A 25,279-nucleotide genomic window follows, 5' to 3' on the forward strand; every position below is an offset into this window, starting at 1 on the left:
GGCCCTCGTGTACGGACCGGCGACGCGGTGACGTCGTGCGCTCCGACTCCCTGACGTCAGATCAGCTCCAGCTCGCCGACGGCTGGTTCGGCTGTCCGTACGGCACGGGTCGGCCCGTGTACGCGTCCAGGACGATACGGTCGCCCACCGGCCGGTCCAGCCTCACCGTCAGCTCTTCGTGGCGCAGGTCGGCAGTGCAGGGACCGCCCTTCGTCCCGACGACATACGCGGACAGCACCACGCCGTCACTCGTCTCCAGCACGTCCACGGCGGGGCCGTCGTCGCAGGATCCATGGTTGGCCATCACGGTGACGGACCGCCCGTCCCGGGCCACCTCCACCAGTCGGCCGAGCGGCGCCAGCTCGTCGGCGGGCGTGTCCTCGGCCGTCTTGACCGGCGGCCCGGGGAGCTTCGACGGGGCGAGGGCGACGCGCTTGAGCGGAGTGTCGTAGCCCTCCAGGGAGAACAGCCAGGCCGGGACGGTCGCCGGACCACGGCTGGTGGGGAGGGTCATCTCGCCCAACTTCACCGCGGTCACGGTGAGGCGCGGTTCGTCGCCGCCGCCGCGGGCCACGCTCTCGTAGGCCGTTCGCGCGTCCGTCAGCGGCAGCGTGAGCGAGCCGCCGCTCTCCCATCGCACCTGTCCGTCCTTGTGCGGGGTGGTGGGAAGTTCGCCGCGCAGGACGAACTTCCCGGTTGCGTAGGCGCGTTCGTCGGCGTCGCCGTGGAAGCCGCTCCGGGGCGGCTGGATCACCTCCCCCATCGGGTAGTAGCCCGCGCCCCACACCTCGGCGGCCTGGGAACCCGCCCAGGCTTCGGCGACTTCGCGGGCACGGGCCTCCCGGTCGGCCTTGTCCCCGCCGCAGCCGGCGAGGGCGCCGCCCACGGCGGTGAACAGGGCGAGCAGAACGGCCGGTTTGACGGCGCGTCCGGTCTCCGTACGCATGGGCCCCCCGAGGACTGACGGTGCTGACGGCGGTGACGGCGACGAGCGGCAGCCGCGCGTTCAGCGCGGAACCCTGCCGTCCCTGTGACGCACCGCCCTGCCGCCCCTGTGACGCACCTCCCCCGGGCCGGGTTCCACTCGTAATTCGTCCCGGTTCCACGCGGAACGAGGTGTACGACGGGTCAGCTCCACGCCTGCCGTTCCTGGTCCCGGGGGTCGTCGATCTGGGTCCACACGGCGTCGATACGCATCGTGGTCCGGCGCTCGTCGTCGTACGGGTCCCAACCGGGGTCACCGGTCCTGGCGAACCGGATCCACGCCTCGTGCATACGGGCGGCGAGGTCCGCGGGGGGCTTGTCGGGGCCCAGCAGACCATCGGGTCCGTGCAACTGAGGAAGATGCGCGAGGTCGAAGACGAAGGGCAGCTCCACGGCGTGAGTGGCGCCCAGCTCTCCGTCCAGGGCAGCGGAGCGCCACGCGAACTCGTAGCGGAAGGTGCCGGATTCGGCGTGCGAACGCGCGGCATGCGCGTCGGCCAGGGCCCAGCTGCCCGCGCCGAACAGCGCGTCGCCCATGATGGCGGACCGCAGCTCACCGAAGGACGCGTCCGGGCGTGCCGTCCGGTACGCCTCCACGAGCCGCGCCGGACTCGGGTGCGCGCGCGTCGCCAGCGCGTCGACATCGCTCGCGGTCGAGGTGGAGTACTGGCCCACGGGCACCAGGTAGAGGTTTCCCTCCTCGGTGTTGGTCCCGATGAGCAGGTCGACCCCGGCGCCCAGGCCGGCGGCGACGGATTCCGCGGGCTGTGTGTCGAGGACCAGGCTGAAGGGGCTGAGCCCGGCCAGCGGGTCGCTGTGCGTCTCGGTGCGCAGGTCGATTCCCGCGAGCCGGGAGGCGGCCTCGACCAGGCGCTCGTCGGAGATCTCCGCGAAGGCGTCGGCATGGGGCTCGACGCCCAGGGTTTCGGCCGCCGCCCTGGTGACGCGGGCGGCCTGTTCGGTCGTGAACGCCCCCAGGCCGCTGCCGCTCTGGACGATCGCGCGGCGGAAGAGTCCCGCGGCCTCGGGGGTGGCGAGGACGCCGCCGACGACCGTTGCCCCGGCCGACTGGCCGAAGAGGGTGACGTTGTGCGGATCACCGCCGAAGGCCGCGATGTTCTCCCGTACCCAGCGCAGCGCGGCGACGACATCGAGCAGGCCGCGGTTGGCGGGTGCTCCGGGGAGGTCGAGGAACCCCGCGATACCGAGCCGGTAGTTCAGGGTGACGAGGACGACGCCGTCGCGGGCGAACCCGGACCCGTCGTAGATCGCGGACCGCGTCGATCCGGCGACGAATCCGCCGCCGTGGACGAACACCATGACGGGCAGGTCACCGTCCATGTCCGCGGGCGTCGAGACGGTGACGGTGAGGTAGTCCTCCCCAGGGCTCCAACCGTCGCCGAAGTACGGGGACATGTTCACGCTGCCGAGCCTGCGCGGGGACTGCGGCGCGTTGGGGCCCGGTGTGGTGGCGTCGCGTACGCCGTCCCAGGGCGCGTGCGGCCGTGGTGGCGCGAACCGGCCGGCGTCGAGGGGAGGAGCGGCGTACGGGATGTTCAGGAAGGCGGTGGTACTGCCCTGGCGCAGGCCGCGGACCGCCCCTTGTGCGGTGGTCACCACGGGGTCGGGGTGGTGATTCGCGTCGTTCGCGTCGCTCGCGTCATTCACGTCGTTCTGGTGGTTCTGGTGGTTCTGGTGGTTCACGGTCATGCCTTTCCGTGGGCCTCAGCCCTGCTCGGAGTACGGGGCGAAGGGAGCCCAGCCCTTGATGGCGAACGTGCTTCCGTCACGCGCCACTTCCGCGGCGCCGTGACCGCCCAGGTGCGCGGGGATCAGGAGCGCGTTGTTGTCGGCCGCCCAGCCCAGAACCTTGCGGCGGGTGGCGCGAGCGCCCGCGGGGTCCTCGCAGAAGCAGCTGTTGGCGTCCGGTTCGAGGATCTGCACCGGGCTGTGCAGCAGGTCGCCGACGAACACCGCGCGATCCGACCCGGATTCGAGGGTCAGCACGGAGGAGCCAGGGGTGTGCCCGGGAGCCGCGTCCAGGCGCAGGGCGGCGTCGATCCGATGGCTGTTCTCCCACAGCAGCGTCCGGCCGGCCTCGTGCACCGGAGCCACGCTGTCCTCGAAGACGTTCTGGTTGCCGCGGCCGAGCGACGGCTTGTGGCCGTTCTCGGGATTCCAGAAGTCGAAATCGTCCTTCGGCATCAGATAAGTGGCGTTGGGAAAGGTGGGAACCCAGCTCCGCCCGTCCAGATACGTGTTCCAGCCGACGTGATCGACGTGGAGATGCGTATTGACGACGATGTCCACGTCCTCGGGCTCGACACCGGCCCTCGCGAGATTGGCCAGGAAGCCGGTTTCGAGATGGCTCCAGACCGGTGCGTACGGGCGCTCCTTGTGATTTCCCACGCCCGTGTCGACAAGGATGGTCCTGCCCTCACTGCGCAGCAGCCAGGTCTGGATCGCGGAGTTCACGATATTGGTCTCGGAATCGAGGAAATGCGGGGTCAGCCAGGAGGCACCGTCGTCCCATACCTCCTTCGAACTTTCCGGGAAGAAGGTGTCGGGCGCCATTTCCACGGAACCGAAGTATTCCCAGATCCGGGTGATGGTGACATCGCCGAGCTTGATGTGTTCCACAGGGCGTCCTCAAGAATTCGGAAGATTTCCCGGAAGCGTACGAGCGGGCCTGGCGCGTGCGGTATCCGTCAGCTGACTGCACCTGTACTCGTGAACTCCGGACACCGGACTCGCCGCTTGTAGCCTGGGTGTGACATGGCACGGCGGCTCCGCTCGGGAGCCACGATTCCCGGAGACTCTGTGGACGAGCAGGCAGGCGACCCCGGCGCGGTCGGAGGACCGGAGCCGGATACGGGGGAGCTGATCGTCGGCCGGGACGCGGAGCTGGCACGCCTCTTCCGCGCGGTGGACGCGGTATCGGCGGCCGGCCCGGGATGGACGGCCGGCTCAGGTCCGGCGGCCGATTCGGGTCCGGCGGCCGGCTCGGTATCGGCCGAACCGGTGCTGGTGCTCGTCGGCGAGGTGGGCACGGGAAAGAGCACGCTCCTTGGTTCGGCCGCGCTCCGCGCCGAAGCGAGAGGCGCTCGCGTACTGCGCGCCGACGGGAGCGAGTCGGAGTCGAGCCTCGCGTTCTCCACGCTGCATCAGTTGCTGCGGCCGGTGCGGGCGGCGGTGGACGGGCTGCCGGAGAGGCAGCGCACGGCGGTCCACGACGCCTTCGGCGTGGGGCCGGCCACGGCGGCACCCGATCTCATGCTCATCGGGGTCGCGGTCCTGAGCCTGCTGTCGGCCCTGAGCGACGAGGGCCCCGTGCTCGTGGTGCTGGACGACGCGCAGTGGTGCGACCGTGCCTCCCTGGACGCGCTGGCCTTCGCCACCAGACGGTTGCGAGGTGAACGGGTCACGCTGCTGATCGGAGCCCGCGTCGGCGACCCTCTCCCGGGATTCGACCGGCATGTACCGACGCTCATCCTCGGACCGCTCGACGACGCCGCGGCCGGCAGACTGCTGGACCGCCGGCCGAGGCCCCCCAGCGGCAGGACCAGGACACAGATCCTCGACCAGGCCGGGGGCAACCCGCTGGCACTGGCCGAACTGGCGAGGGCGGCCACCGCGCACGGAGCGAGCGCCACGCCACCGACCGCGAATCTGTCATCCACAGGTCCGTCGTCCGCACGTCTGCCGTCCGCAGATCGGTCGTCCGCACGTCTGCCGTCCGTAAATCCGTCGTCCGTAGATCTGCCGACCGCGGGTCCGCTCCCGCTCACCGATCGCCTGGAGCGGATCTTCGCCGCCCGTCTGGACGACCTTCCCGCGTCCACCACGCGGGCCCTGCTGCTCCTGGCCGCCATGGACGGCGTCGACTCCGCGATCGCCGCCCCCACCGGGCCGCCGCAGGCCGACGACGACGCGTGGCCGCCCGCCGAGCGGGCCGGGCTGGTCCGGCGGACGGGCCGGGGCGTCCGGTTCCGCCACCCGCTGGTCCGGTCCGCCGTGTACCACGCCGCGCCCTTCGACGCGCGGCGCGCGGCCCATCTCGCACTCGCCGGGATGCTGCGGGACGAACCGGACCGGCGTGCCTGGCATCTCGCCGCCGCCTCCTCCCGCCCGGACGCGGCCGTATCGGCGGAGCTGGAGCGGACCGCGGGCCGGGCCCGCCGCCGTGGTGGCTACGCGGCGGCGGCCAAGGCCCTGCAACGCGCCGCGGAACTCGCGCCCCGGCGTGAGGACAGTGCCAGGCTGCTGGTCGAGGCCGCCGAGACCGCCGTGTTCACCGGCGACATCGGCTGGGTCGAGGAACTCGCCGCCGCTGCCCGCGCGCGCACCGACGACGCCTCGCTGCTGGCGTCCGCCGCGGTGCAGACCGGACGGCTGGCGGCGCTGACCGTGCGCCACACCGTCGTCTTCTCCCGACTGGCCGACGCCGCCGAGCGGTTGACGGTCTCGCGGCCCGCCGACGCGCTGGACCTCCTGGCCACCGCCGCCGTGGTCCGCTACTACTCCGGGGAGGAGTGCCAACGGCACCGCGTCCGGGCCCTCCTGCGGCGCCTCCCCGACGACGCGTCGGACGCTTGGCTGCGTACGTGGGTGAGAGCCGTGTCCGATCCCTTCGACGGCAGAGCCGAACTCGTCTCCCTGCTACCGCGGTTGGCCGCCGAGGCGGAACGCCGGCCCGACCGGCTCATCACCCTCGCGATCATGGCATGGCTCCTGGACGAGACCCCATGCGCCGTCCGCGCCGTCGACGAGGCCGTCGGCCGCTGGGAGCCGCGGGGACCGCTGCCGGAGGGGCTGGGCGGCGCGGTCGCCTGGGCCTTTGTGGAACAGGGGAGATGGGACCAGGCCCGGGAGTTCTGCGCCCGTACCACCGCGGTCGGTTCGACGGCCGGCCTCGACCACGCCGTGGCGTGCGCGGCCTCGGCGGATGCCACCGTACTGGCCTTCCAGGGCGACGTGTCGGCGGCCCGCTCCCGGGCCGCCGACGCTCTCGCCCTGATCGATCCGCTGGAGAGCCGCTCGGTGTCCGTCCGTGCCCGGCGGGCACTCGGTGCCGCGGCGGCCTCCGAAGGCGCCCACGAGACCGCGTACCACCAGCTCCGCATGGTCTTCACGGCGGACGGCGCACCCGTGCACTACCACGCCTCCTGTCCGGCCCTCGCCGATCTGGCCGCCGCCGCGGTGCGCTCCGGCCACCGCGAGGAGGCGGCCGTGATCGTCGAGCGTTGCGCACACGCGCTCGCGGACAACGCCTCGCCCCGTCTGCGCGCGCTGATCGGCCGGGCGCGCGGACTGCTGGCGGACGCCGGGGACGCGGAGCCGCACTTCCGGGCGGCGCTGGCGGACCCGGTGCTGGAGCACTGGCCCTTCGAACGCGCCCAGACCCTGCTGGATCTCGCCGAGTGGCTGCGGCGCCGTCGGCGCGTCGCGGAGGCGCGACCGCCGCTGACGGAGGCCCTGGAGATCTTCCGGCGCCTGGGCGCGCGCCCGTGGATCGAGCGCGCCCGCGCGGAATCGCGCGCCGCCGGCCTCGACGTCACGGACTCGGCGCCCGACGCGCTCACCGGACTCTCCCCGCAGCAGCGGCAGATCATCGGGCTCGCCGCCCGCGGGCTGACCAACCGCGAGATCGGCGAGAGGCTCTTCCTCTCCCCGCGCACGGTGGGCTCGCACCTCTACCGCAGCTTTCCCAAACTGGGCATCACCGCCCGCTCCCAGCTGCGCGACCTCATCGAGGGCCCCCTCCGCCCCCTCCCGACGGGCGGCCCCCGGGAGTAGGAGCCGGGCGCCGCTCGCGCAGGTCCTGTCCGGGCGGGGGCCGTGTCAGCCGCCGCTGCTCTCCCGCACGATGAGCCGATGCCCGGCCACATGGTCCTGGAGGGAGCCGGTGTCCGGCTCGTCGATACGTTCCAGCAGCAGGGATACGGCGGCTCTGGCGATTTCCGGCTTGTCGGGGGCGATCGTCGTCAGGCTCGGCACGCTGAACCGCGAGGCCTCGATGTCGTCGAAGCCGACCACGTCGAGGTCCCCGGGGACGGAGCGGCCCTGTTCGTACAGCGTGCGCAGCGCGCCCAGGGCGAGATGGTCGTTCAGGCACAGCAGCGCGTCGGGGTGCGGTTCCTGCTCCAGCAGCGCCGCCGCGGCGCGGGCACCGTCCCGCCAGTGGTACGCCTCGACGGGCACCACGAGGTCGGCGGTGAAGGGCAGGCCGGCGGCCTCGATGGCCTGGCGGTAGCCGTCGGTGCGCAGCCGGTCGGTGCCCTGGCGTCCGCGGACGGCTCCGCCCAGGACGGCGATGCGGCGGCGTCCCCGGGACAGCAGGTGCTCGGTGGCCTCCCGGGCGGCCCGGACGTTGTCGATGCCCACGTGGTCGGTGCCGCCCGCGACGGGCCGTTCGCCAAGGAGCACCACCGGAAGGCGCTGGTCGCGGGTGGCGAGGTCCCGGGGCAGGAGGGAGAGGGGGCTGAGGATGACGCCGTCGGAGAACTGCGTGTCGAAGCCGTGCAGCGCGGCCAGCTCGCGTTCGCGCACGCCCTCGGTCTGATGGAGCAGGACGGTGCGTCCCCGGCGGTCGGCCTCGGCCATGACGTGCTTGGCCAGGTCGGAGAAGTAGGCGACGTCGAGTTCCGGGACCGCCAGGGTGATCATGCCGGTGCGGCCCTGACGCAGCTGCCGTCCGGCGATGTTGACCCGGTAGCCGAGCGCGTCGATCGCCTCGCGCACGGCGGCGCGGGTCTGTTCCGACACGTGCTCGAAGTCGTTGATGACGTTGGAGACGGTCTTGGGAGAGACCCCGGCGTACTGCGCCACGTCCTTGATCCTCGGCCTCGCCGCCACTGTGTTCATCCTTCCGTCGGCCGTGATCGTACCGACCATCACGAAACGGTTGCGGGCCGGACCACCCTCCACCGACGTATTTACATCGATGTAATCGCCATGGTGCCATAAGCCTCGCACCGACCCGGCACTACTCGTTGCAAGGAGCGCCATGCCCGTCCCGTCCCTCTCGGACGTGCCCCGTCCCGAGTACCCCAGGCCGCAGTTCGCCCGTGAGGCCTGGCTCAATCTCAACGGCGAGTGGCAGTTCGAGACCGACCGGTCCGACACCGGTCTCGAGCGCGGTCTGCTGGAACGCGAGCTGGCCGACCGAATCCTCGTCCCGTTCTGCCCCGAGTCAGAGCTGTCCGGGATCGGGGAGACGGACTTCCTGGAGGCCGTCTGGTACCGGCGGACGGTGACCGTGCCCGCCGACTGGGCCGGCTCCCGGGTACTGCTGCACTTCGGGGCCGTGGACCACGACACCACGGTGTGGGCCGACGGCGGCGAGGTCGCCCGGCACCGCGGCGGCTTCACCCCGTTCACGGCCGACCTCGGCGACGTCGCCGTACCGGGCGAGGAGCTGACGATCGTCGTCCGGGCCCGCGACAGCCGTCACGGTGTCCAGGCCCGTGGCAAGCAGGCCACCTGGTACGCCAACTCGCACTGCCACTACACCCGTACGACCGGCATCTGGCAGACCGTGTGGCTGGAGCCGGTCCCGCGCGCCGTCGCCCTCAAGCGTCCCCGTATCACCCCCGACCTGGCCTCCGGCTCCTTCCACCTCGAACTGCCGCTGACCGCGAACGCCCCCGGCCACCGCGTCCGGGCCACCCTCGGCGACGGCGACGGCGACATCACCACGGCCGAGGCCCGCGCGGACCTCGACCTGTGCCCGCGCCTGGTACTGCGGCTGCCCGACGACCGGCTGCGGGTGTGGTCGCCCGCGGATCCGCACCTGTACGACCTGTCCCTCGAAGTCCTCGGCACCGACGGCACCGTCGTCGACACGGCGCGCTCCTACGCCGGTCTGCGCTCGGTGGCCGTCCACGGCAAGCGGCTGGTCCTGAACGGCGAACCCGTCTTCCAGCGTCTGGTGCTCGACCAGGGCTACTACCCGGACGGGCTGATGACGGCCCCGAGCGACGCCGCCCTGGTCCGCGACATCGAACTGGGCCTGCGCGCCGGCTTCAACGGCGCCCGCCTGCACCAGAAGGTCTTCGAGGAGCGCTATCTCCACCACGCCGACCGGCTCGGCTACCTCGTCTGGGGCGAGTTCGGCGACTGGGGCTGCGAGGTGGGCGCCCGCGACGACAACCAGCGCCCCGACGCGTCGTACGTCACCCAGTGGCTGGAGGCCCTGGAGCGGGACCACTCGCACCCCTCGATCGTCGGCTGGTGCCCCTTGAACGAGACGTACCAGCCGCTGCACGACCGCATCACCACACTCGACGACGTGACCCGGGCGATGTTCCTCGCCACCAAGCGGGCCGACCCCACCCGCCCGGTGATCGACGCCTCCGGATACGCGCACCGGGTGCCGGAGACCGACGTGTACGACTCCCACTGCTACGAGCAGGACCCGGCCGCCCTGGCCAGGACCATGGAGGGCCTGGCGGAGGACCGGCCCTACGTCAACACCGCGCCGGACGGGCGGCCGTGGTCGGTTCCGTACCGCGGACAGCCCTACTTCTGCAGCGAGTTCGGCGGTATCTGGTGGGACCCGCAGGCGGCGGCCGGGACGGCCGGCACCGAGCGGGACGCGTCCTGGGGCTACGGCGAACGGCCCCGCACCGCCGAGGAGTTCGTCGAGCGCTTCACCGGCCTGACCGGCGTACTGCTCTCCGACCCCGGCATGTTCGGCTACTGCTACACCCAGCTCACCGACGTCTTCCAGGAACGCAACGGCGTCTACCGCTTCGACCGCTCCGAGAAGGTCGACACCGCGCTGCTCCGCGACGCCCAGACCCGCCCGGCGGCGTTCGAAGGCTCGCCGTAGCACCGCGGCATCCCCTGAACCCGCGCGGACGGCAGGGATGAACCGCTCACTCCGCCCGCGCATTTACATCGATGTATGACCGCGGCGCGGCGGTGCCGGCGAGGCGGGAGCCACCGTGTTCCCGCCCTCCGCACCGTCTCCCGCCGGAAAGGAGTCACATGACCGGCACGCCCGTACCAGTCGGTCGCCCCGGCCTGACCAGGCGCCGCGCGCTGACGGCGGCCCTCGCCTCCGGGGCGGCGGTCCTCGGCGGCGGCGCGCTCAGCGGCTGCGGATCCGCGGCCGCGGCCGACGAGCCGACCGTCCACCTCTGGGACCTGTTCAGCGGGGCCGACGGCGCCCTCCTCAACGACATGACGCGGGCCGCGCGTACCGATACGCGGGGCACGCGGATCGAGCGCACCGTCCTGGAGTGGGGCACCCCGTACTACACCAAGCTCGCCATGGCCTCCGCCGGCGGCCGCGGTCCCGACATGGCGGTGGCGCACATGTCGCGCCTCGCCGGGTACGCGCCCACGGGGCTGCTGGACCCGTGGGACCTGGACGTCCTGGCCGACTACGGCGTCACCCGCGACGACTTCGCCGACGCGGTGTGGTCCCGCACGCAGTCCGAGGGCGCGACGTACGCGATCCCGCTGGACACCCATCCGTTCATCGTCTTCTTCCACCCCGAACCCGCCGCCGCCGCGGGCCTGCTGGCCAAGGACGGCACCCTGGACGCGGAGGCGTTCAGCTCGCCCGACCGTTTCCTGGCCGCCGGGAGGGAACTGGCCAGGGCCTCGGGCAAGCAGGGCATCGCCTTCGGCTATGTCACCGACACCGCCCAGGGCTGGCGTCTTTTCTACGGCCTGTACCGGCAGACCGGCGGGGCCTTCCGGCTGCCCGAGGGCGGACCGGCGGAGGTCGACGAGGACCGCATGGCCGAGGTCATCGCCTTCATGGCCCGGCTCGTCGACGGCCGCGTCAACCCCAGAGGTCTCGACTACGCGGCGGCCATCGCCGCCTTCGCCAACCGGCAGACGGCGATGATCCTGTCGGGCGAGTGGGAGCTGGGCACCTTCCGGGCCGCCGACAAGAACGTCCAGGCGGCGTCCTTTCCCACGGTGTTCGGCACGCCCGCCGTCTACGCGGACGCGCACTCCTTCGTCCTGCCGCACCGCCCGCGCCCGGACGCCGCACAGCGCCGCCGCACCCACCAGGCGACGGCGGCGCTGCTGAAGGCCGGCCAGATCTGGGCCACCGCGGGCCATATCCCCGCCTACCGGCCCGTCACCCGCACGAAGGAGTACGCGCGTCTGCGGCCCCAGGCGCACTACGTACAGGCGCAGAGCCATGTCGTGCTCGACCCGGCGGTCTGGTTCGCCGGCGCCGGATCCGACTTCCAGAACGCCATGTCCCAGGTCCTTCAGCAGGCCCTTCTCGACGGCCTCGCCCCCGACCGCGCGGCGCGCGCCATGGTGCGGCGCCTCAACACCTTCCTCTCCAAGCCCAGCCCGGCCTGACCGGCTGCGAACCACCGCGCAGGAGGCACAACGATGTCCTCTCCCCATGCCGCACCCCGCCCCGGGGCCCTGTCAGCGCGCCGGCTGTTCTCCCCCGGCCTGCTCTTCGCACTCCCCTTCCTCGTCCTGTTCGCCGTCTTCCTGCTCTGGCCGCTGGGCCAGGGACTGTGGATGAGCCTGACCGACGCCTCCCTGTCGGCCCACGCGCCGTCCTTCATCGGCCTCGACAACTTCACCGAGGCGCTGGCGGACGCCGAGATGTGGCGCGCCCTGGGCCACACCGTGTGGTTCACCGTCCTGTCGACCGTCCCGCTCGTCGTGATGGCGCTCGGCATGGCGCTGCTCGTCCACACCGGTCTGCCCGGCCAGTGGGTGTGGCGGCTGGCGTTCTTCGCCCCCTACCTGCTGCCCGTCGGCGTCGTCAGCCTGCTGTGGATCTGGCTGTACCAGCCCGACCTCGGCCTGTACAACCATCTGCTCGACGCGCTCGGCCTCGGCCACGTGGCCTGGCTCAGCGACGAGTCGGTGGCCATGGGGGCGATCGCCCTGACCACGCTGTGGTGGACCGTCGGCTTCAACTTCCTGCTCTACCTGGCCGCGTTGCAGTCGATCCCCGACCATCTGTACGAGGCCGCCGCCATCGACGGCGCCGGGGCCTGGCGGCGGCTGCGGTCGATCACACTGCCCCAGCTGAGCCGTATCACCGTCGTCATCACCGTGTTGCAGATCCTGGCCTCGCTGAAGGTCTTCGACCAGGTCTATCTGCTCACCAAGGGCGGCCCCGACAACTCCACCCGCCCGGTCGTCGAGTACGTCTACGACGTCGGCTTCACCGGCTACCGGCTCGGCTACGCCTCGGCGATCAGCTATATCTTCTTCGCCCTGGTCATCCTCGCCTCCGCCGCCCAGTACGCCGCCCTCCGCCGCCGGGAGAAGTGACATGACCTCCACCGACCTGCCCGTCCGCGACGCCTCCGGCCCCGCCCCGCACGCACCGCACGTGCCGCACACCGGACGGGTGACGGCGGTCCGGCGCCGCGCGCCCGGTTCCCGTCCCCGGACACACCTCACCCTCGGCGACGGCCGGACCACGCGCGTGCTCGCCCTGGCCGCCCTCGCGGTCATGGCCCTGGTGTGGCTGCTGCCCATGGCCTGGGCGCTGCTGACCGCCTTCAAGTCCGAGCAGGACGCGAGCGATCCCCTCCACTGGCTCCTGCCCGCCCACGGCTTCACGCTCCAGGGCTTCAGCACCGTCTGGGAACGCGGTGACCTGCCGCTGTGGATGCTCAACAGCCTCCTCATCTCGGCCGCCGTCACGGTGATCACGGTGCTGGTCTCCGCGATGGCCGGATACGCCTTCTCCCGTACGCTGTTCGCCGGGCGCAGGTGGTTGTTCGCCGTCACCGTGGCCGCCGTGCTCGTACCGCCGCAGATCCTCATCGTGCCGTGGTTCCAGCAGATGCTCAGCCTGCGTCTGCTCGACACGTACGCGGCGGTGATCCTGCCGCAGACCGTGGCGCCGGTGATGGTGTTCATCCTGAAGAAGCACTTCGACTCGCTGCCGCACGAGCTGGAGGAAGCCGCCCGGATCGACGGCGCGGGCCACTGGCGGATCTTCTGGTCGGTGCTGCTGCCGCTGTCCCGGCCGATGCTCGCCGCCGTGTCGATCTTCGTGTTCATCGGGGCGTGGAACAACTTCCTGTGGCCCTTCATCTCCACCTCCGATCCCGCCCTGATGACCCTGCCCGTGGGCATCACGTCGGTGAAGGACGCCTACGGCATCCAGTACGCCCAGTCGATGGCGTCGGCCGTCCTCGCCGCGCTGCCGCTCGTCGTGGTCTTCATGTTCTTCCAGCGGCACATCGTCAAGTCCGTGGCCACGACGGGGCTCGGCGGCCAGTGATCAGAACGGCCCGGGGCGGGCAACCGCCTTTACGTCCCGTGCCGTTGACAGCTCCACGCGCCTTCCCTACGGTGCCCGACGGGGATTTACATCGATGTAAGGAGCCCGCCCATGCGTACGCCATCCCGCCCGGCCCGTCGCGCGGCCCTCGTCGCCGTACTCCTGGCCCTCCTGCTCGGCCTCGTCTCCGCCCCGCCGGCCGTCGCCGCGAGCCAGGCCCCTGCCCCTGCCCCTGCCCCTGCCACCGGAGGCCACGCACCGGCCGCCACGAGTCCGGTCCCGGCCGCCGCGGGCACCACCTTCCGCAATCCGCTCAACTCGGGGCCCGACCCGTTCACGACGTACTGGAAGGGGGCGTACTACCTGACCTCCACCCAGGGCAACAGCATCCGGATGTGGCGCTCGCCCTCGCTGGGCACCCTGCTCCCCGCCGCCCCGGTGACGGTGTGGACGGACACCGACACCTCACGCGACCGCAACATCTGGGCGCCGGAGTTCTACCGCTTCGGCGACCGCTGGTACCTCTACTACACCGCCGACGACGGCACCGACGAACACCACCGGCTGTACGTCCTGGAATCCGAACGCGACGACCCGGCCGGCCCGTACCGCTTCAAGGCCAGGCTCGCCCCGCCCAACCACGCCTCCGACTTCGCGATCGACCCGAGCGTGTTCCAGCACGACGGCCGCCTCTATCTCGCCTACAGCGGTCTCAATCCGTACCAGCACAACGGCCTCAACATCGCTCCGATGTCGAACCCCTACACCGTCTCCGGCGACGCGGTCGCCCTCGACGCCGCCGGTGGCTGCCCCGAGGTCCGCGAGGGCCCGGAGTTCCTCAGCCGCAACGGCCGTACGTGGATGACGTACTCCACGTGCGACACGGGCAAACCGGACTACCAGGTCTGGATGATGTCCCTGCCGAACGGCGCCGACCCGCTCGCGCCCCGCGACTGGACCCAGCACTCCGGGCCGGTGTTCTCCCGCGCCGACGACCGCGGCGTCTACGGGCCGGGCCATCACGCCTTCTTCCGCTCGCCCGACGGCACCGAGGACTGGATCGTCTACCACGCCAGGACGACCGCCACGAACACCTATACCGACCGCACCACCCGCGCCCAGAAGATCACCTGGAAAGCCGACGGCAGCCCGGACCTCGGCCGTCCGCTCGCCCTGGGCGCGACCCAGGACCTGCCCTCCGGCGACCCGGGATCCGGCGGCCACTGGATCAACGACGACGGCCGCTCCAGCGGCGACGGCGCCGTCGCCTACTCGGGCACCTGGAACTCCGGCACCGGCTGCGCCACTCAGTGCTTCTGGGGCGACGACCACTGGAGCGACCGGGCCGGCAACACGGCGACCTTCACCTTCACCGGCACCCGCGTCGCCCTGCTGTCCGTCCGCGACACCGGCAACGGCATCGCGGCCCTGAGCGTCGACGGGGGCGCCGAGCAGCGCGTCGACCTCTACGGCGCGATCCGGACCGGCGAGAGCGTCCAGTACCTCAGCCCCCGCCTCCCGTACGGCCGCCACACCCTGCGCGTGCGGGTGACCGGCGAGCACAACGCCGCGTCGCAGGGCGGGTTCGTGAGCGTGGACCGGGCGGAGGTGTACACCGATTGACCCTTGGCGGACGCCGTACGGGCCCGGGGAGCGCCACCGGGGAACGTGGGGCGCCACTGCCGGGCCCGGTCACTCGTCGATCCCGGAGCGCTCGGCGCCCGCGACGATGTGGCGCTGCAACAGCAGGAAGACCACGAGCAGGGGCAGGATCGAGACGGCGGCGGCGATGAAGAGTTCGTGGAGGTTGATGGTCTGGGCGGTGGTGAACGTGGCGAGGACGACCTGTACGGTCCAGGCGTCGCGGTCCTGGCCGATCACCAGCGGCCACAGGAACGAGTTCCAGGAGCCGATGAAGACGATCGCGCCGACCGCGGCGAAGACCGGCCGTGTGTTGGGCACGACGATCCGCCAGTACGTACGCCAGTGGCCGAGCCCGTCCACCCGGGCCGCGTCCTCCAGCTCGCGCGGGAACCCGAGGAAGTACTGGCGGAAGAGGAAGACCGCGAAGGCGCTGAAGAGGGTCGGGATGATCAGTCCGCGCAGGGTGGAGATCCAGCCGAGCGAGGAGACCAGGACGAAGCTCGGGACGAAGGTGACGGCGGACGGGATCATGAGCGTGACCAGGAACGCGTAGAAGACGTGGTTCGCGTAGGGGTATGCGATGCGGGCCAGGCCGTATCCGGCCAGTGAGGCGAGCAGCAGGGTGCCGGTGGTGGTGAGGACGGCGATCACGGCGGAGTTCCACAGGGCGTGCGGCATGGGGACGCTGCTGTCGTCGAACAGCTCCCGGAGATTGTCCCAGTGGAGGCTGTCCGGGAAGAACGTCCAGCCGGTCCCGGTGATGTCCGCTTCCGTGGCCAGTCCGTTGCGTACCAGCAGATAGAACGGGATGAGGAAGAGCCCGGCGAGCGCGATGAGAAGGGCGAGCCGCAGCCCGCGGGCGAACCGCTGGAGGCCTTGGTTCGCCGCGTACGCCGCCGGGCCGCCGGCCGGGTGTCGTGGCATGGGTCAGTCCTCCCGGCGTCCGAGGCCGAACCAGCGTGCCTGTACCACCGTCACAACGGCGATGATCAGTGCGAGGATCACGGCGCCCGCGCTGCCGAGCCCCAGATTCTGCCCTTGGCCCAGTGCGGCGTAGTACAGGTACACCAGGGGCGGCCTGGCGTAGGGCGGGTAACCGCCCGAGGTGGACAGCAGGTTGTAGAACTCGTCGAAGGCCTGGAACGCGTTGACCACCAGGAGCAGGACGACGGCGACGGAGGTCGCGCGCAGTTGCGGGAAGGTGATGTGCCGGAAGACCTGCCAGCCGGGGCGGGCCCCGTCGACCGCGGCGGCCTCGTAGAGGGCGGGCGGGATGCGTTGCAGCCCGGCCAGCAGGATCACCATGTAGAAGCCGGCCTGGAGCCACAGCCGTACGGTCACGATGACCAGCCAGTACCACGGTGGTCTGGTGGTCGACAGCCAGGCGATGCCGGAGCCGCCGAACCAGTCCAGGACCGTGTTCGCCAGCCCGTACCGCACGCCGTTGAAGACCGACAGCTTCCAGATGATCGCGGCGACGACGTAGGAGCAGGCGGTCGGCAGGAAGAAGACCGAGCGGAAGAACGCCTGGGCGAAGCGCAGCCGGTGCACCATCAGCGCGAGCGAGAGCGAGAGGGCGTATGTCGCCGGGACGATAAAGAGGGAGAAGACGGCGAAGGTGGTGAGGCTGGAGGTGAAGGAGGGGTCGCTGAGGATTTCGGTGTAGTTGTCCAGACCCACGAACTCGGTCGGGGTCACCGTGTTGTGGGCGTCGTAGAAGCTCAGCCATACGCTCCACGCCAACGGTACGTAGGTGAAGAGAGCGAGCCCGATGGCGAAGGGGCCGACGAAGACCCAGAACCATACGTAGCGGTTCTGGGGTCCGCGCAGGCGCCGCCCAACTGAGCCGCCGGTCCCGTGAGTTGTCCGGGCACCGGTCCGGGGGGAGGTCCCGGCGGCTGTCCGGGGCGATGCCGGGGTGGATGTCCTGGTATCTATGACCGCACCCGTTCCAACTCGGCCCGTGTCGTGGCGATGACCGCCCTGAGCTGTGCTTCCGGGTCGGCGCCGTCGGTGATGATCCGGCTCAGGGCGTCCTGGTAGGCGGTCTGGCTCTTCTCGGTCCACAGCAGGGGCTGTGCGTATCCGTGGTCGGTCGTGAACCGAACGGCGTCGGCCGCCGCGCCCTCGGAGAGCCCGGCCGCCTTCTTCGCCAGCGAGATACGGGCGGGGATGTGGAAGCCGTAGGAGAGCGCGAAGTCCTCCTGGTAGTCGGTGCGTTCGACCCACAGCCACTTCACGTACGCCTTCGCGGCGTCGATATCGGCGCTGTGCGTACTGACGGCCGCGCCGTAGGCGCCGACCGGGACCGACGGCCTGCCCCGCGGGCCGTCCTGGGGGAAGGGCAGCACACCGAAGTCGTCGCCCAGCGCCTTCCGGATCTGTGGCAGGGCCCACAGCCCCGTCCACTGTATGGCGGTCAGCCCCTGGACGAACGCGGACGGATCGGACCAGTCGGTGGGAGCGCCGAGCAGGAGTGAGCCGTCCGCGTGGAACTGGCGCAGCTTGCCGAGGGTCTTGGCGGCCTGCGGGTCGTCGAAGCCGACGTCTCCGCCGGCGGTGACGGGTTCCAGGCCCGCGGCGCGCAGCGGGGTGGCGCCGAGGACGCCGGCGCCGCCGTCGTTGCCGAGGAACAGGCCCTTGACGTCCTTCGTCGTCAACGCCTTCGCGGCGTCGATCAGTTCGTCGAGGGTCCGCGGCGGCCGGACACCGGCTCTGTCCAGCAGGCTCTTGCGGTAGTAGAGCATCTGCGTGTCGATGACCTGCGGGATGCCGTACACCTTGCCCTGATACGTCTTGGGCGCGAGCACCGCGGGATGGAAATCGTCCCGTACGCCCTCCAGCAGGCCGGTGAGGTCGGCGACCTGACCGCCCCGGATCTGGTCCAGGGTCGGTCCGCCCTCGAAGACGTCCGGCGCGTTCTCGGTCAGCAGTGCCGCGGCCGTCTGCTGGTCGTAATTCCCCGGCCGCCACTGGACGGTGACGCGCGCCTTCCGGTAGGCGGCCGCGTAGCGCTTCACCGCCTGTTCCACGCCGGCCTCGCCGTACTGGTGGTACCACTGATCGAGCGCGGGGCCGCCGCCCGCTCCCCCGCCGCGGCCGGTGTTGGAGCCGCAGGCGGCGGTCAGCGCGAGGGCACCGGAGACGGCCAGCAACTGCCGGCGGCTGATGCGGGTGGCGGGGGATGTCGGACGCATAGTTCCTCAGTGTGATGCCGCTACGTGTAAGCAGCGTTGCCCGCATATGAAACGTCCCACGGGTGCGGACAGGACCTGGGCCTGTCAGCGGTCACCTGTCCCCGGTCGGCGCGCGCGTGAAAGTACAGCCGAACGGGTGACGGCGGATCAGCCCTGGAGCGGGAGCAGCCGGGGCACGGCCCGGACGTAGATCACCATGCCGATCACCTCGACCAGGGTCTGGGTGACCACGACCACCGCGGCGACGGCCAGACCGTCGGGCAACGCCAGCGCGAGCGGGAGGACGACCAGGGAGTTGCGGGTCGCTCCGGTGAACACGACCGCCCTCCCGGCGGGCACGTCGAGGCGGAACGCGCGGGCGACACCGAGCCCGGCGAATGCCATCACGACCAGGAAGAGCACATAGAACGGCACGACGCGGGCCACGTCCGTCAGGCTGTCGGCGTCGCCGAGCTTGGGCACCTGCGAGGCGACCACGGTGAACAGGGTGGCGGCCATCAGCGGCACCATCGCCGTACCCATCGCGTCCGCGGTCTTCTGTCCTGCCGGGCGGCGCGCGGCCCAGGCCTGGGTGAGCCAGGCCAGCGCAAGCGGGATGACGATCAGCACGACGAACGCCTCGACGAACGGTCCGGCCGCCACCACGTCGGCCAGGTCCTGGCCCATGAAGAGGAACAGATAGCCCGGCAGCAGGACCATCTGGGCGAGCAGCAGCAGCGGGGTGGCCGCGAGCAGGCGCCTGCTACTGCCTCCGGCGAGCCCGCTGAAGACGATCACATAGTCGACGCAGGGGGCCAGCAGGACGAGCAGCACGCCGAGACGGACTGCCTGGTCGTCCGGGAGGAAGGCGAACATCGCGGCGACCACCAGCGGCACCACGAGGAAGTTCACCACCAGTGTGGCGGCGAGGAACCGGCCCGCTCCCAGTGAGCGGACCAGCTCCGAGGCGGGCACTTGCAGGAACGTCACGTACAGCAGCGCGGCCAGCACCGGGTTGATGGCGTGCTCCAGGCCGGGCCCCGCGCCGGGTGCGGTCCAGCCCACCAGTCCCCCGGCGGCCAGGGCCCCGACATAGACGGCGACCTGGTGGCGTTCCATGCCTGCGACCAGGCCGGGTGACGACGGCAACGTACGTACTCCTCGCACGGGGGTGGTGAAAAGACCGCTGACCATGGTGGTCAGCGGGGGGGCGTGAACAGCCGCGAGATCCGCGTCGTGGTCACGTCGTCGACCGTAGACCGTCGACCTGAACCGGAGATCGAGCGGGGTCCGACGGCTTTACATGTGACCATCTGGTCACCTATTTTGGAGTCGTGACCGACGACGACCGTGTCTTCAAGGCGCTGGCTGATCCGACGCGTCGTTTTCTGCTGGACCTGCTCTTCGTGCGCGACGGCCGCACGCTGACCGAGCTGGAGTCCGAGCTGGAGATGACGCGGTACGGAGCGATGAAACACCTGAAGGTGCTGGAGGAAGCAGGACTTGTCGTCACACGTAAGTCCGGCCGGGAGAAGCTGCACTTCCTGAACCCGGTGCCGATCCGGTTGATCCACGACCGGTGGATCGACAAGTACACCGAGCGCCAGGTGACGGCGCTCACCGAGCTCAAGAACGAGCTGGAGGGGAACACATGACCGTGTCAGCCCAGGAGACCACGACCGTTCAGGTCCACCGGGTCTACATCAGGACGACACCCCAGGCGGTCTGGGACGCGATCACACAGCCCGGGTGGAGCGAGAGGTACGGCTACCGCTGCGCGTCCGAACTCGACCCGCGGGCCGGCGGTACGTTCCGGGTGCTGTCCAGCGACGAGATGCGCCGCCACGGCGCGCCGGAACAGATCATCGAGGGTGAGATCGTCGAAGCGGACCCGCCGCGCAGACTCGTCCAGACGTACCGGATGCTCTTCTCCCCCGAGCTGGCGGGCGAGCCGTTCACCCGCCTGACCTACGAGATCGAGGAAGAGCCGTACGGCGGCGTCACCAGGCTCACCGTGACCCACGACGTCACCGGCGCACCGGCCCACGCGGCCCAGGTCGCGGGAGAGATCAGCGAGGCGGGCGGCGGCTGGAGCCTGCTGCTGAGCGATCTCAAGACCCTGCTGGAGACCGGCCGGGCGATGACCAACTAGGCCGGACCGGACCAGGTCCCGCCTCGACGGCCCGGCGCTGATGGCGGCCGGGCCGTCGAGGCGTGGTGGCTAGGCGGCCGGGCTGTCCCTGGGGACGGCCCGGCCCGGAGCGGCCTGGTTTGAAGCGGCCTGGTCCGGAAGAGCCTCGCGCGGAACAGCCTCGTGCGGAATGACCTCGTGCGGAATGGCCTGGTCCTTGGGTGTCGCGGGGCGCCCCCTGCGGAGGAGTTCGCGCAGGGACGGGCCTCCTCGCAGACACCACAGCGCGATGACCGGGTCGCAGATCGCGCAGCCCAGCGACGAGTCGTGGGCGAAGGGGATCAGCGGGCTGCCCTTGAGGTGGTGGACCACGTCCCACGCGGTGTGCAGCAGCCAGCCGATACCGATGAAGGTCCACGAGTCCAGGCCGCGGTAGGCGACATAGGCGAGGAGCGCGGTGAACGCGAACTCCCAGCCGCCCATACCGCCACCGCTGAGATAGGCGGCCCCCGCCCCGGCGATCATGATCGCGTTGAAGCGCCGCCGGTGCGGTTCACGGATGAGGGACATCAGCGACACATAGAGGATGCCGATGACGACCGGCATGAGGTACTGCATGGGTGTGCCCTTTCTCGGGCGGGTGGCGCGACCGGACCGGCGCGGGAACTGCCCATCACGCTAGGTCCGTCGCCGATCACCCCCCAGAGGCATTACCGACACGTTCCAACGGGTTCCCGCCGCCGCCCCCGCCCCGGGCCGCGACACGCTGTCCGGCGCCGGATGGCGCGGCCTTCCGGGCGGTGTCGGCGACAGTGTTGACGACAGAAGCCCGGCATTCCCCCGCGTAGAAAATCTGTCATGACGAGAGTAGACATACGGGTCTACCAGGATTAATGTCCTCCTCGTAGCCAGCAGTACTGCATGCCCCGCCGGCAGACGGTGTTGCGCCTCCCCCGGGCTTTGGTGCCGTACGGCGCCAAGGCCCCTCGACGCGTTACCCGATCAGAGGTGCACATGACCGCAGGAAACCCTCTCGGCCGTCTCGACGACGACGATTACCCCGCCTACACCATGGGCCGCGCCGCCGAGATACTCGGCACCACCCCCGCCTTCCTGAGAGCCATCGGCGAAGCCCGCCTCATCACTCCCCTGCGCTCCGAAGGCGGACACCGCCGCTACTCGCGCTATCAGCTGAGAATCGCCGCTCGCGCCCGCGAGCTGGTCGACCAGGGCACGCCCGTCGAAGCCGCCTGCCGCATCGTCATCCTCGAAGACCAGCTCGAGGAAGCCCGGCGCATCAACGACGAACTGCGCAACTCGCGCGCCACACCCCGCCGCACATCCGACACCTGACCCTCGTCCCGACCCTCGCCCCGGAAGGGGACGGCACGGACCGCGCTCCGTGACCTCACCCGTCGTCGACGTGACCTCATCGATATCGATCGTCGGCCTGTCTCTATCTCTGGTTAGAGGCGGTGATCGTCCTGTGGCCCGATGCCCGCGATCCGCGTGCGACCATAACGTGGGCACATCATGGAACGTACTGACCACCGGTTTCTCCCGGTCCTCCTGCTCGGCGCCCAGGCCGTGGTGTGGCCCGGGTACGCGCTGCTGCGGGGCGCCACTCCGACGGCGGCGGAACTCCTCGCGGCCACTCTGGTGGATGGCCTGGTGGCCGTCGCCCTCGCGGTCCGCCGTACCCGCCCCGTGCCCGTCCTCATCCTGGTCGCCGCCGCCTGCGCGGTCGGCGCGGCGCCTCTGCCCGCGGGCGCGGTGGCCGTGCTCGGCACCGCCGGAGTCGCGCTGGCCCTGTTCACGGTGGCCGTCGAACGGGACACCACCACCGCGCTGCTGTGTGTGGCGACGCTCGCGGTCTGGCAGCTCGTACACGGTCTCAGCCTGCACGGTCTCGGTGGCGGCCAGGGCCTCGACCTCGTCCTCACCGCGCTGCTCTACGCCGCCGCCACCGGTACGGGGCTGTCCCTGCGGCGGCTGCGGGCCGCCCGGCGAGCCGCCGAACGGCGTCTGCACCGGGCGGAGGACGAGCGGCACCGGCTCCCGGCGGCGGAACGGCGCCGGATGGAAAGGGAGTTGCACGACGTCAGTGCCCACCACCTCACCGCGGTGGTCGTGACCGTCGAGGCGGCGCTCGGACTGCGCGACCGCCGGCCCGAACTGGCCGACGAGGCAATCGAGTTCGCCGCGGAGACCGGCCGCGAGGTGACCCGGGCGCTGAGCGCGGTGCGGGCCCCGACGCCCACACCGGAGGACCTCCCGGCGCCGGAGGAGCGGCTGCGGGAACTGGTGGCCGGTTTCCGCGCTCTCGGGCAGCCGGTGACCTGCCGGACCGAGGCCCTGCCGGACGGCTCCGTCGGCGACGCCGCGTACGGCATCGTCCGCGAGGCACTGACCAACGTGGTCCGCCACGCCTCCGGCGCCCCCACCACCGTGCGGTGCGCCTACGGCGACGACCACACGGAGATCGTGGTGCGCAACGCGCCGCCGGACGCGTCCGGCCCCGGTACGCCGCGCGGCCAGGGACTCGGGGGCGGGAACGGCCAGAACTTCCTGCGCGGCCGCGCGCGGGAGGCGGGCGGCACGCTCACCAGCGGGCCGACACCGGACGGGGGGTGGGAGGTGCGTGCGGTACTGCCGGGGCGGAACAGGCCGGCGCCGTCGGCCTCCGTTCCGCGCACGTACCGCCTCGCCCAGTTCACCGCCGCCGCGGGGCTGTGCCTCCAGCCGCTGCTGCCGTTCCTCGTCATCCGGGAGAGTGCGACGCCCACCGGGCCGGGGGTCTCCGCCGGTGCGCTCTTCGCGCTGCTCGCCACGGCGCAGGTGCTCACGCTGCTGTGGCTGCGGCAGGCTCCGCGGACCGCGCTGAGTGTGCTGCTGGTCCTCGCCGGACTCTGGCCGGCGGCGATGGCCGTGAGCGGATACGCGGGCCCGGTGCTCCTGCCGCCGGGGCTGAGCATGATCGCCACCTGCGTGGCGCTCGCCATGCTGGCGGTCAGCTCCTCGGAGGCCGGCCCGGGTAGTCCCTCCGGGGAGGTGGCGGAGGGGGCGACGGCACTTCCGCGCCGGGTCACGGGCGTGGCCGTGCGGCGCCGGGCCGTACCGGTCGTGGCCGCCGTCGTCCACACCGCCGCGGTGACCGCCGCCGTACTGGCCCGCGATGTCACCACGCCTGCCTGGGCTGTCATCGGGGCCGCGACCGCCACGACGGCGTCGGCCGCTGCCGCCGCCTGGTCCGTGGGCACCTGGTACGGGAAGCGCGGGCGGGTCGAGCGGGACACGCACCGGGACCGTCTCGCGGCGTGGACCGAGGAGGCCGTCCGGGACGCGTGGGCCGAACGCCGCCGCATCACCGTCGGGCTGGAGACCACCGTGCTGGCACGCACGGCCGACGTGGTCGAGGAGGCGGAGGCGGGACGGCTCGCGCAGACGGCGGAACGGGCTCGCGACGCCTTGGCCGCCATGCGGTCCCTGCTCGAAACGGTCCGTGCCGGGGAACAGCACGCCGAACTCCGTCCGCAGCCCACGCTCCAGGCCCTCGACCTGCTCGTGAGCCAGTGCCGGGCCACCGGCCGCCAGGTGGAGGTGCGGCTCACCGACCGGGTGCCGAAGGCGCTGCCCGCAGAGGTGGACATCGCCGCCTACCGCGCCGCCGAGACGATTCTCCAAGCGGGCGGTGACGAGCCCGCCGCGCTCGTCCTCGACGCCGCGGACCACGTGCTGACCCTCACCGCAACCGGCGTGTCCTACGCCACCCGGCTCGCCGCACGCGAGCGGCTGGTGACCCGGGCCGCCGCCCTCGGCGGCACCCTGACCACCGAACAGCCGGACACGGTCCTGCTGCGTCTGCCCTTGAGCACCGTCCCGGGCGACGGAGCGACACCCCGGGCCGATCGCGCGCCGAACGCCGGGCGCCCCGACGCCGACACCGACCCGCGTGCGCCGCGCCGCACAGAGAGCGCCCCGCTCAGGGGCGACCAGGAGGAACCCCAATGACCCTCACCGTGGTGGTCGTCGACGACCAGGCAGTCGTCCGTGCGGGCTTCGCCGCCGTCATCGACGCCGAGGACGACATGACAGTCGTCGGCGAGGCCGGGGACGGCGCCGCCGCGGTGACCCTGGCCGACCGGCTGGCGCCCGACGTGATGGTCATGGACGTACGGATGCCCGGACTCGACGGCATCACCGCCACCCGGATCATCACCGGGCGCGACAATCCGCCGCGCGTCCTCGTACTGACCACCTTCGACCTCGACGCCTACGTGTTCGAGACGCTGCGCGCCGGTGCGTCCGGCTTCCTGCTCAAGGACGTGCAGGCGGCCGAACTGCTGCACGGCATCCGGGTCGTGGCCGGCGGGGAGAGTGTCCTCGCCCCGTCGGCCACGCGCCGGCTCATCGGCCACTACGCGTCCGGTCCGCCGGGACCGCGGACCGGACGGGACGCGGCGGCCCTGGACCGGCTGACCGCACGGGAGCGCTTCGTCCTCACCCTGATCGCCTCGGGAATGAACAACGCGGAGATCGCCACCGAACTCGACATCACCGTCGGAACCGTCAAATCCCATGTGAACGCGCTGCTGCGCAAACTCGAGGTGCGTGACCGGGTGCAGGCGACCATCCTCGCGTACGACCTGGGCCTCGCCCGCGTGACACCGCCCGGCACGCACCTCTGACGTCCGCACAGCCATCCCATGACCGCAGGACAGATGCGGCCATGCCACGTGCACCACACACAAGGAGACCACCGTCATGACCGAGTCCACGTCGACACACCCGGCCCTGCGCACCGTGCGCTACGCGCTCGGCAGCGTCCTCGCCCGCGTCTACCTCGCCGTGATCGTGGTCCTGGTCATCTGGGCCGTGGTGGTGAGCCTCGGCGACAACCCCGATGCTTCCTTCGCCGGGGTGGTGCCGCTGATCGCCACCGCACCGGTCAGCCTTCTCGTGATCGCGCTGCCGGACCACGCCTCCATGATCTTCATCGCGATCGGCCTCGGCGCCCTGGTCAACGCCGTGGTGATCGGGTGGTGCGCCCGCGCGCTGAGCCAGGGCCGCGGCGGCTCGAAGCCGACCGGCTGAGGAGCGCGGCCC

20 protein-coding genes and 1 pseudogene are annotated in these 25,279 nt (G+C 71.5%); 12 read left to right on the forward strand and 9 right to left on the reverse strand.

What is annotated here, in order from left to right; all coding sequences use genetic code 11:
- Positions 1-61: 61 nt before the first annotated feature.
- The 3 genes from ACIOGX_RS02200 to ACIOGX_RS02210 form a co-directional block, all read right to left on the reverse strand.
- A complete protein-coding gene (locus tag ACIOGX_RS02200; protein ID WP_401909514.1) occupies positions 62-946 on the reverse strand; it encodes a hypothetical protein in 885 nt (294 codons plus the stop codon).
- A 182-nt stretch (positions 947-1,128) separates the two neighbouring features.
- Positions 1,129-2,694 (reverse strand): carboxylesterase/lipase family protein, encoded by a 1,566-nt coding sequence (locus ACIOGX_RS02205; protein WP_401909517.1) that lies wholly within the window; start codon positions 2,692-2,694, stop codon positions 1,129-1,131.
- A 15-nt stretch (positions 2,695-2,709) separates the two neighbouring features.
- Positions 2,710-3,624, reverse strand: a complete 915-nt coding sequence (locus ACIOGX_RS02210) for an MBL fold metallo-hydrolase (protein WP_401909520.1) — start codon at positions 3,622-3,624, stop codon at positions 2,710-2,712.
- Between the two features lie 180 nt (positions 3,625-3,804).
- On the opposite strand from ACIOGX_RS02210, the gene ACIOGX_RS02215 reads away from it, so the two are divergent.
- Complete coding sequence (locus ACIOGX_RS02215; RefSeq protein ID WP_401909523.1) at positions 3,805-6,780, forward strand: AAA family ATPase; 2,976 nt, start codon at positions 3,805-3,807, stop codon at positions 6,778-6,780.
- Between the two features lie 45 nt (positions 6,781-6,825).
- On the opposite strand, the gene ACIOGX_RS02220 is transcribed toward ACIOGX_RS02215, so the two are convergent.
- Positions 6,826-7,848: a LacI family DNA-binding transcriptional regulator gene (locus tag ACIOGX_RS02220; RefSeq protein ID WP_401909526.1), complete on the reverse strand. Its 1,023-nt coding sequence runs from the start codon at positions 7,846-7,848 to the stop codon at positions 6,826-6,828.
- 142 nt (positions 7,849-7,990) lie between these two features.
- On the opposite strand from ACIOGX_RS02220, the gene ACIOGX_RS02225 reads away from it, so the two are divergent.
- The 5 genes from ACIOGX_RS02225 to ACIOGX_RS02245 all read left to right on the forward strand — a co-directional run bounded on the left by ACIOGX_RS02225 (position 7,991) and on the right by ACIOGX_RS02245 (position 14,845).
- Positions 7,991-9,817: a glycoside hydrolase family 2 protein gene (locus ACIOGX_RS02225; protein WP_401909529.1), complete on the forward strand. Its 1,827-nt coding sequence runs from the start codon at positions 7,991-7,993 to the stop codon at positions 9,815-9,817.
- A gap of 158 nt (positions 9,818-9,975) precedes the next feature.
- Positions 9,976-11,319, forward strand: coding sequence for an extracellular solute-binding protein (locus tag ACIOGX_RS02230; protein WP_356509869.1), 1,344 nt, complete (start codon positions 9,976-9,978; stop codon positions 11,317-11,319).
- Positions 11,320-11,352: 33 nt separating this feature from the next.
- Positions 11,353-12,258: a carbohydrate ABC transporter permease gene (locus ACIOGX_RS02235; protein ID WP_401909533.1), complete on the forward strand. Its 906-nt coding sequence runs from the start codon at positions 11,353-11,355 to the stop codon at positions 12,256-12,258.
- 1 nt (position 12,259) lies between these two features.
- A complete protein-coding gene (locus ACIOGX_RS02240) occupies positions 12,260-13,222 on the forward strand; it encodes a carbohydrate ABC transporter permease (RefSeq protein ID WP_401909536.1) in 963 nt (320 codons plus the stop codon).
- 111 nt (positions 13,223-13,333) lie between these two features.
- Positions 13,334-14,845 (forward strand): glycoside hydrolase family 43 protein, encoded by a 1,512-nt coding sequence (locus ACIOGX_RS02245; protein WP_401909539.1) that lies wholly within the window; start codon positions 13,334-13,336, stop codon positions 14,843-14,845.
- A 69-nt stretch (positions 14,846-14,914) separates the two neighbouring features.
- On the opposite strand, the gene ACIOGX_RS02250 is transcribed toward ACIOGX_RS02245, so the two are convergent.
- The 4 genes from ACIOGX_RS02250 to ACIOGX_RS02265 all read right to left on the reverse strand — a co-directional run bounded on the left by ACIOGX_RS02250 (position 14,915) and on the right by ACIOGX_RS02265 (position 19,236).
- Positions 14,915-15,790 carry a carbohydrate ABC transporter permease gene (locus ACIOGX_RS02250; RefSeq protein ID WP_356509861.1) on the reverse strand — a complete coding sequence of 292 codons (876 nt, stop codon included), beginning with the start codon at positions 15,788-15,790 and terminating at the stop codon, positions 14,915-14,917.
- Between the two features lie 3 nt (positions 15,791-15,793).
- Entirely contained in the window at positions 15,794-16,696 is a 903-nt protein-coding gene (locus ACIOGX_RS02255) for a sugar ABC transporter permease (RefSeq protein WP_356509923.1), read from the reverse strand.
- A gap of 104 nt (positions 16,697-16,800) precedes the next feature.
- Positions 16,801-18,063, reverse strand: coding sequence for an ABC transporter substrate-binding protein (locus ACIOGX_RS02260; protein ID WP_401909543.1), 1,263 nt, complete (start codon positions 18,061-18,063; stop codon positions 16,801-16,803).
- Positions 18,064-18,210: 147 nt separating this feature from the next.
- On the reverse strand, positions 18,211-19,236 hold the full coding sequence (locus ACIOGX_RS02265) for an arsenic resistance protein (protein ID WP_401909546.1): 1,026 nt from the start codon (positions 19,234-19,236) through the stop codon (positions 18,211-18,213).
- A 140-nt stretch (positions 19,237-19,376) separates the two neighbouring features.
- On the opposite strand from ACIOGX_RS02265, the gene ACIOGX_RS02270 reads away from it, so the two are divergent.
- Entirely contained in the window at positions 19,377-19,697 is a 321-nt protein-coding gene (locus ACIOGX_RS02270; protein WP_129770166.1) for a helix-turn-helix transcriptional regulator, read from the forward strand.
- Entirely contained in the window at positions 19,694-20,194 is a 501-nt protein-coding gene (locus tag ACIOGX_RS02275; protein WP_401909549.1) for an SRPBCC domain-containing protein, read from the forward strand. The genes ACIOGX_RS02270 and ACIOGX_RS02275 overlap by 4 nt, the downstream gene beginning before the upstream one ends.
- Positions 20,195-20,398: 204 nt before the next feature.
- On the opposite strand, the pseudogene ACIOGX_RS02280 reads toward ACIOGX_RS02275, so the two are convergent.
- A pseudogene (locus tag ACIOGX_RS02280) lies at positions 20,399-20,791 on the reverse strand (DUF6010 family protein); the annotation flags it as partial.
- Positions 20,792-21,187: 396 nt separating this feature from the next.
- Here ACIOGX_RS02280 and ACIOGX_RS02285 point away from each other — a divergent pair.
- The 4 genes from ACIOGX_RS02285 to ACIOGX_RS02300 all read left to right on the forward strand — a co-directional run bounded on the left by ACIOGX_RS02285 (position 21,188) and on the right by ACIOGX_RS02300 (position 25,267).
- The gene (locus ACIOGX_RS02285; RefSeq protein WP_356509853.1) at positions 21,188-21,526 is read left to right on the forward strand and encodes a MerR family transcriptional regulator; all 339 of its coding nucleotides are present in this window, start codon (positions 21,188-21,190) and stop codon (positions 21,524-21,526) included.
- Between the two features lie 180 nt (positions 21,527-21,706).
- Positions 21,707-24,184 (forward strand): histidine kinase, encoded by a 2,478-nt coding sequence (locus ACIOGX_RS02290; RefSeq protein WP_401909553.1) that lies wholly within the window; start codon positions 21,707-21,709, stop codon positions 24,182-24,184.
- Entirely contained in the window at positions 24,181-24,861 is a 681-nt protein-coding gene (locus ACIOGX_RS02295) for a response regulator transcription factor (protein ID WP_356509849.1), read from the forward strand. The genes ACIOGX_RS02290 and ACIOGX_RS02295 overlap by 4 nt, the downstream gene beginning before the upstream one ends.
- A 76-nt stretch (positions 24,862-24,937) precedes the next feature.
- Positions 24,938-25,267 carry an SCO4225 family membrane protein gene (locus ACIOGX_RS02300; protein WP_401909556.1) on the forward strand — a complete coding sequence of 110 codons (330 nt, stop codon included), beginning with the start codon at positions 24,938-24,940 and terminating at the stop codon, positions 25,265-25,267.
- The last annotated feature ends 12 nt before the right edge of the window (positions 25,268-25,279 follow it).

Origin of the sequence: Streptomyces sp. NPDC088147 (assembly GCF_044741565.1) — a bacterium.
In the GTDB taxonomy this organism is placed as follows: Bacteria; Actinomycetota; Actinomycetes; order Streptomycetales; family Streptomycetaceae; genus Streptomyces.

What these genes read in the sequence shown, in the direction of transcription:
- ACIOGX_RS02200 (WP_401909514.1), bottom strand. Translation starts at nt 946, where the DNA reads ATGCGTACGGAGACCGGACGCGCCGTCAAACCGGCCGTTCTGCTCGCC.
- ACIOGX_RS02205 (WP_401909517.1), bottom strand. Translation starts at nt 2,694, where the DNA reads ATGACCGTGAACCACCAGAACCACCAGAACCACCAGAACGACGTGAAT.
- ACIOGX_RS02220 (WP_401909526.1), bottom strand. Translation starts at nt 7,848, where the DNA reads ATGAACACAGTGGCGGCGAGGCCGAGGATCAAGGACGTGGCGCAGTAC.
- ACIOGX_RS02225 (WP_401909529.1), top strand. Translation starts at nt 7,991, where the DNA reads ATGCCCGTCCCGTCCCTCTCGGACGTGCCCCGTCCCGAGTACCCCAGG.
- ACIOGX_RS02230 (WP_356509869.1), top strand. Translation starts at nt 9,976, where the DNA reads ATGACCGGCACGCCCGTACCAGTCGGTCGCCCCGGCCTGACCAGGCGC.
- ACIOGX_RS02235 (WP_401909533.1), top strand. Translation starts at nt 11,353, where the DNA reads ATGTCCTCTCCCCATGCCGCACCCCGCCCCGGGGCCCTGTCAGCGCGC.
- ACIOGX_RS02240 (WP_401909536.1), top strand. Translation starts at nt 12,260, where the DNA reads ATGACCTCCACCGACCTGCCCGTCCGCGACGCCTCCGGCCCCGCCCCG.
- ACIOGX_RS02245 (WP_401909539.1), top strand. Translation starts at nt 13,334, where the DNA reads ATGCGTACGCCATCCCGCCCGGCCCGTCGCGCGGCCCTCGTCGCCGTA.
- ACIOGX_RS02250 (WP_356509861.1), bottom strand. Translation starts at nt 15,790, where the DNA reads ATGCCACGACACCCGGCCGGCGGCCCGGCGGCGTACGCGGCGAACCAA.
- ACIOGX_RS02260 (WP_401909543.1), bottom strand. Translation starts at nt 18,063, where the DNA reads ATGCGTCCGACATCCCCCGCCACCCGCATCAGCCGCCGGCAGTTGCTG.
- ACIOGX_RS02265 (WP_401909546.1), bottom strand. Translation starts at nt 19,236, where the DNA reads ATGGTCAGCGGTCTTTTCACCACCCCCGTGCGAGGAGTACGTACGTTG.
- ACIOGX_RS02275 (WP_401909549.1), top strand. Translation starts at nt 19,694, where the DNA reads ATGACCGTGTCAGCCCAGGAGACCACGACCGTTCAGGTCCACCGGGTC.
- ACIOGX_RS02285 (WP_356509853.1), top strand. Translation starts at nt 21,188, where the DNA reads ATGACCGCAGGAAACCCTCTCGGCCGTCTCGACGACGACGATTACCCC.
- ACIOGX_RS02290 (WP_401909553.1), top strand. Translation starts at nt 21,707, where the DNA reads ATGGAACGTACTGACCACCGGTTTCTCCCGGTCCTCCTGCTCGGCGCC.
- ACIOGX_RS02295 (WP_356509849.1), top strand. Translation starts at nt 24,181, where the DNA reads ATGACCCTCACCGTGGTGGTCGTCGACGACCAGGCAGTCGTCCGTGCG.
- ACIOGX_RS02300 (WP_401909556.1), top strand. Translation starts at nt 24,938, where the DNA reads ATGACCGAGTCCACGTCGACACACCCGGCCCTGCGCACCGTGCGCTAC.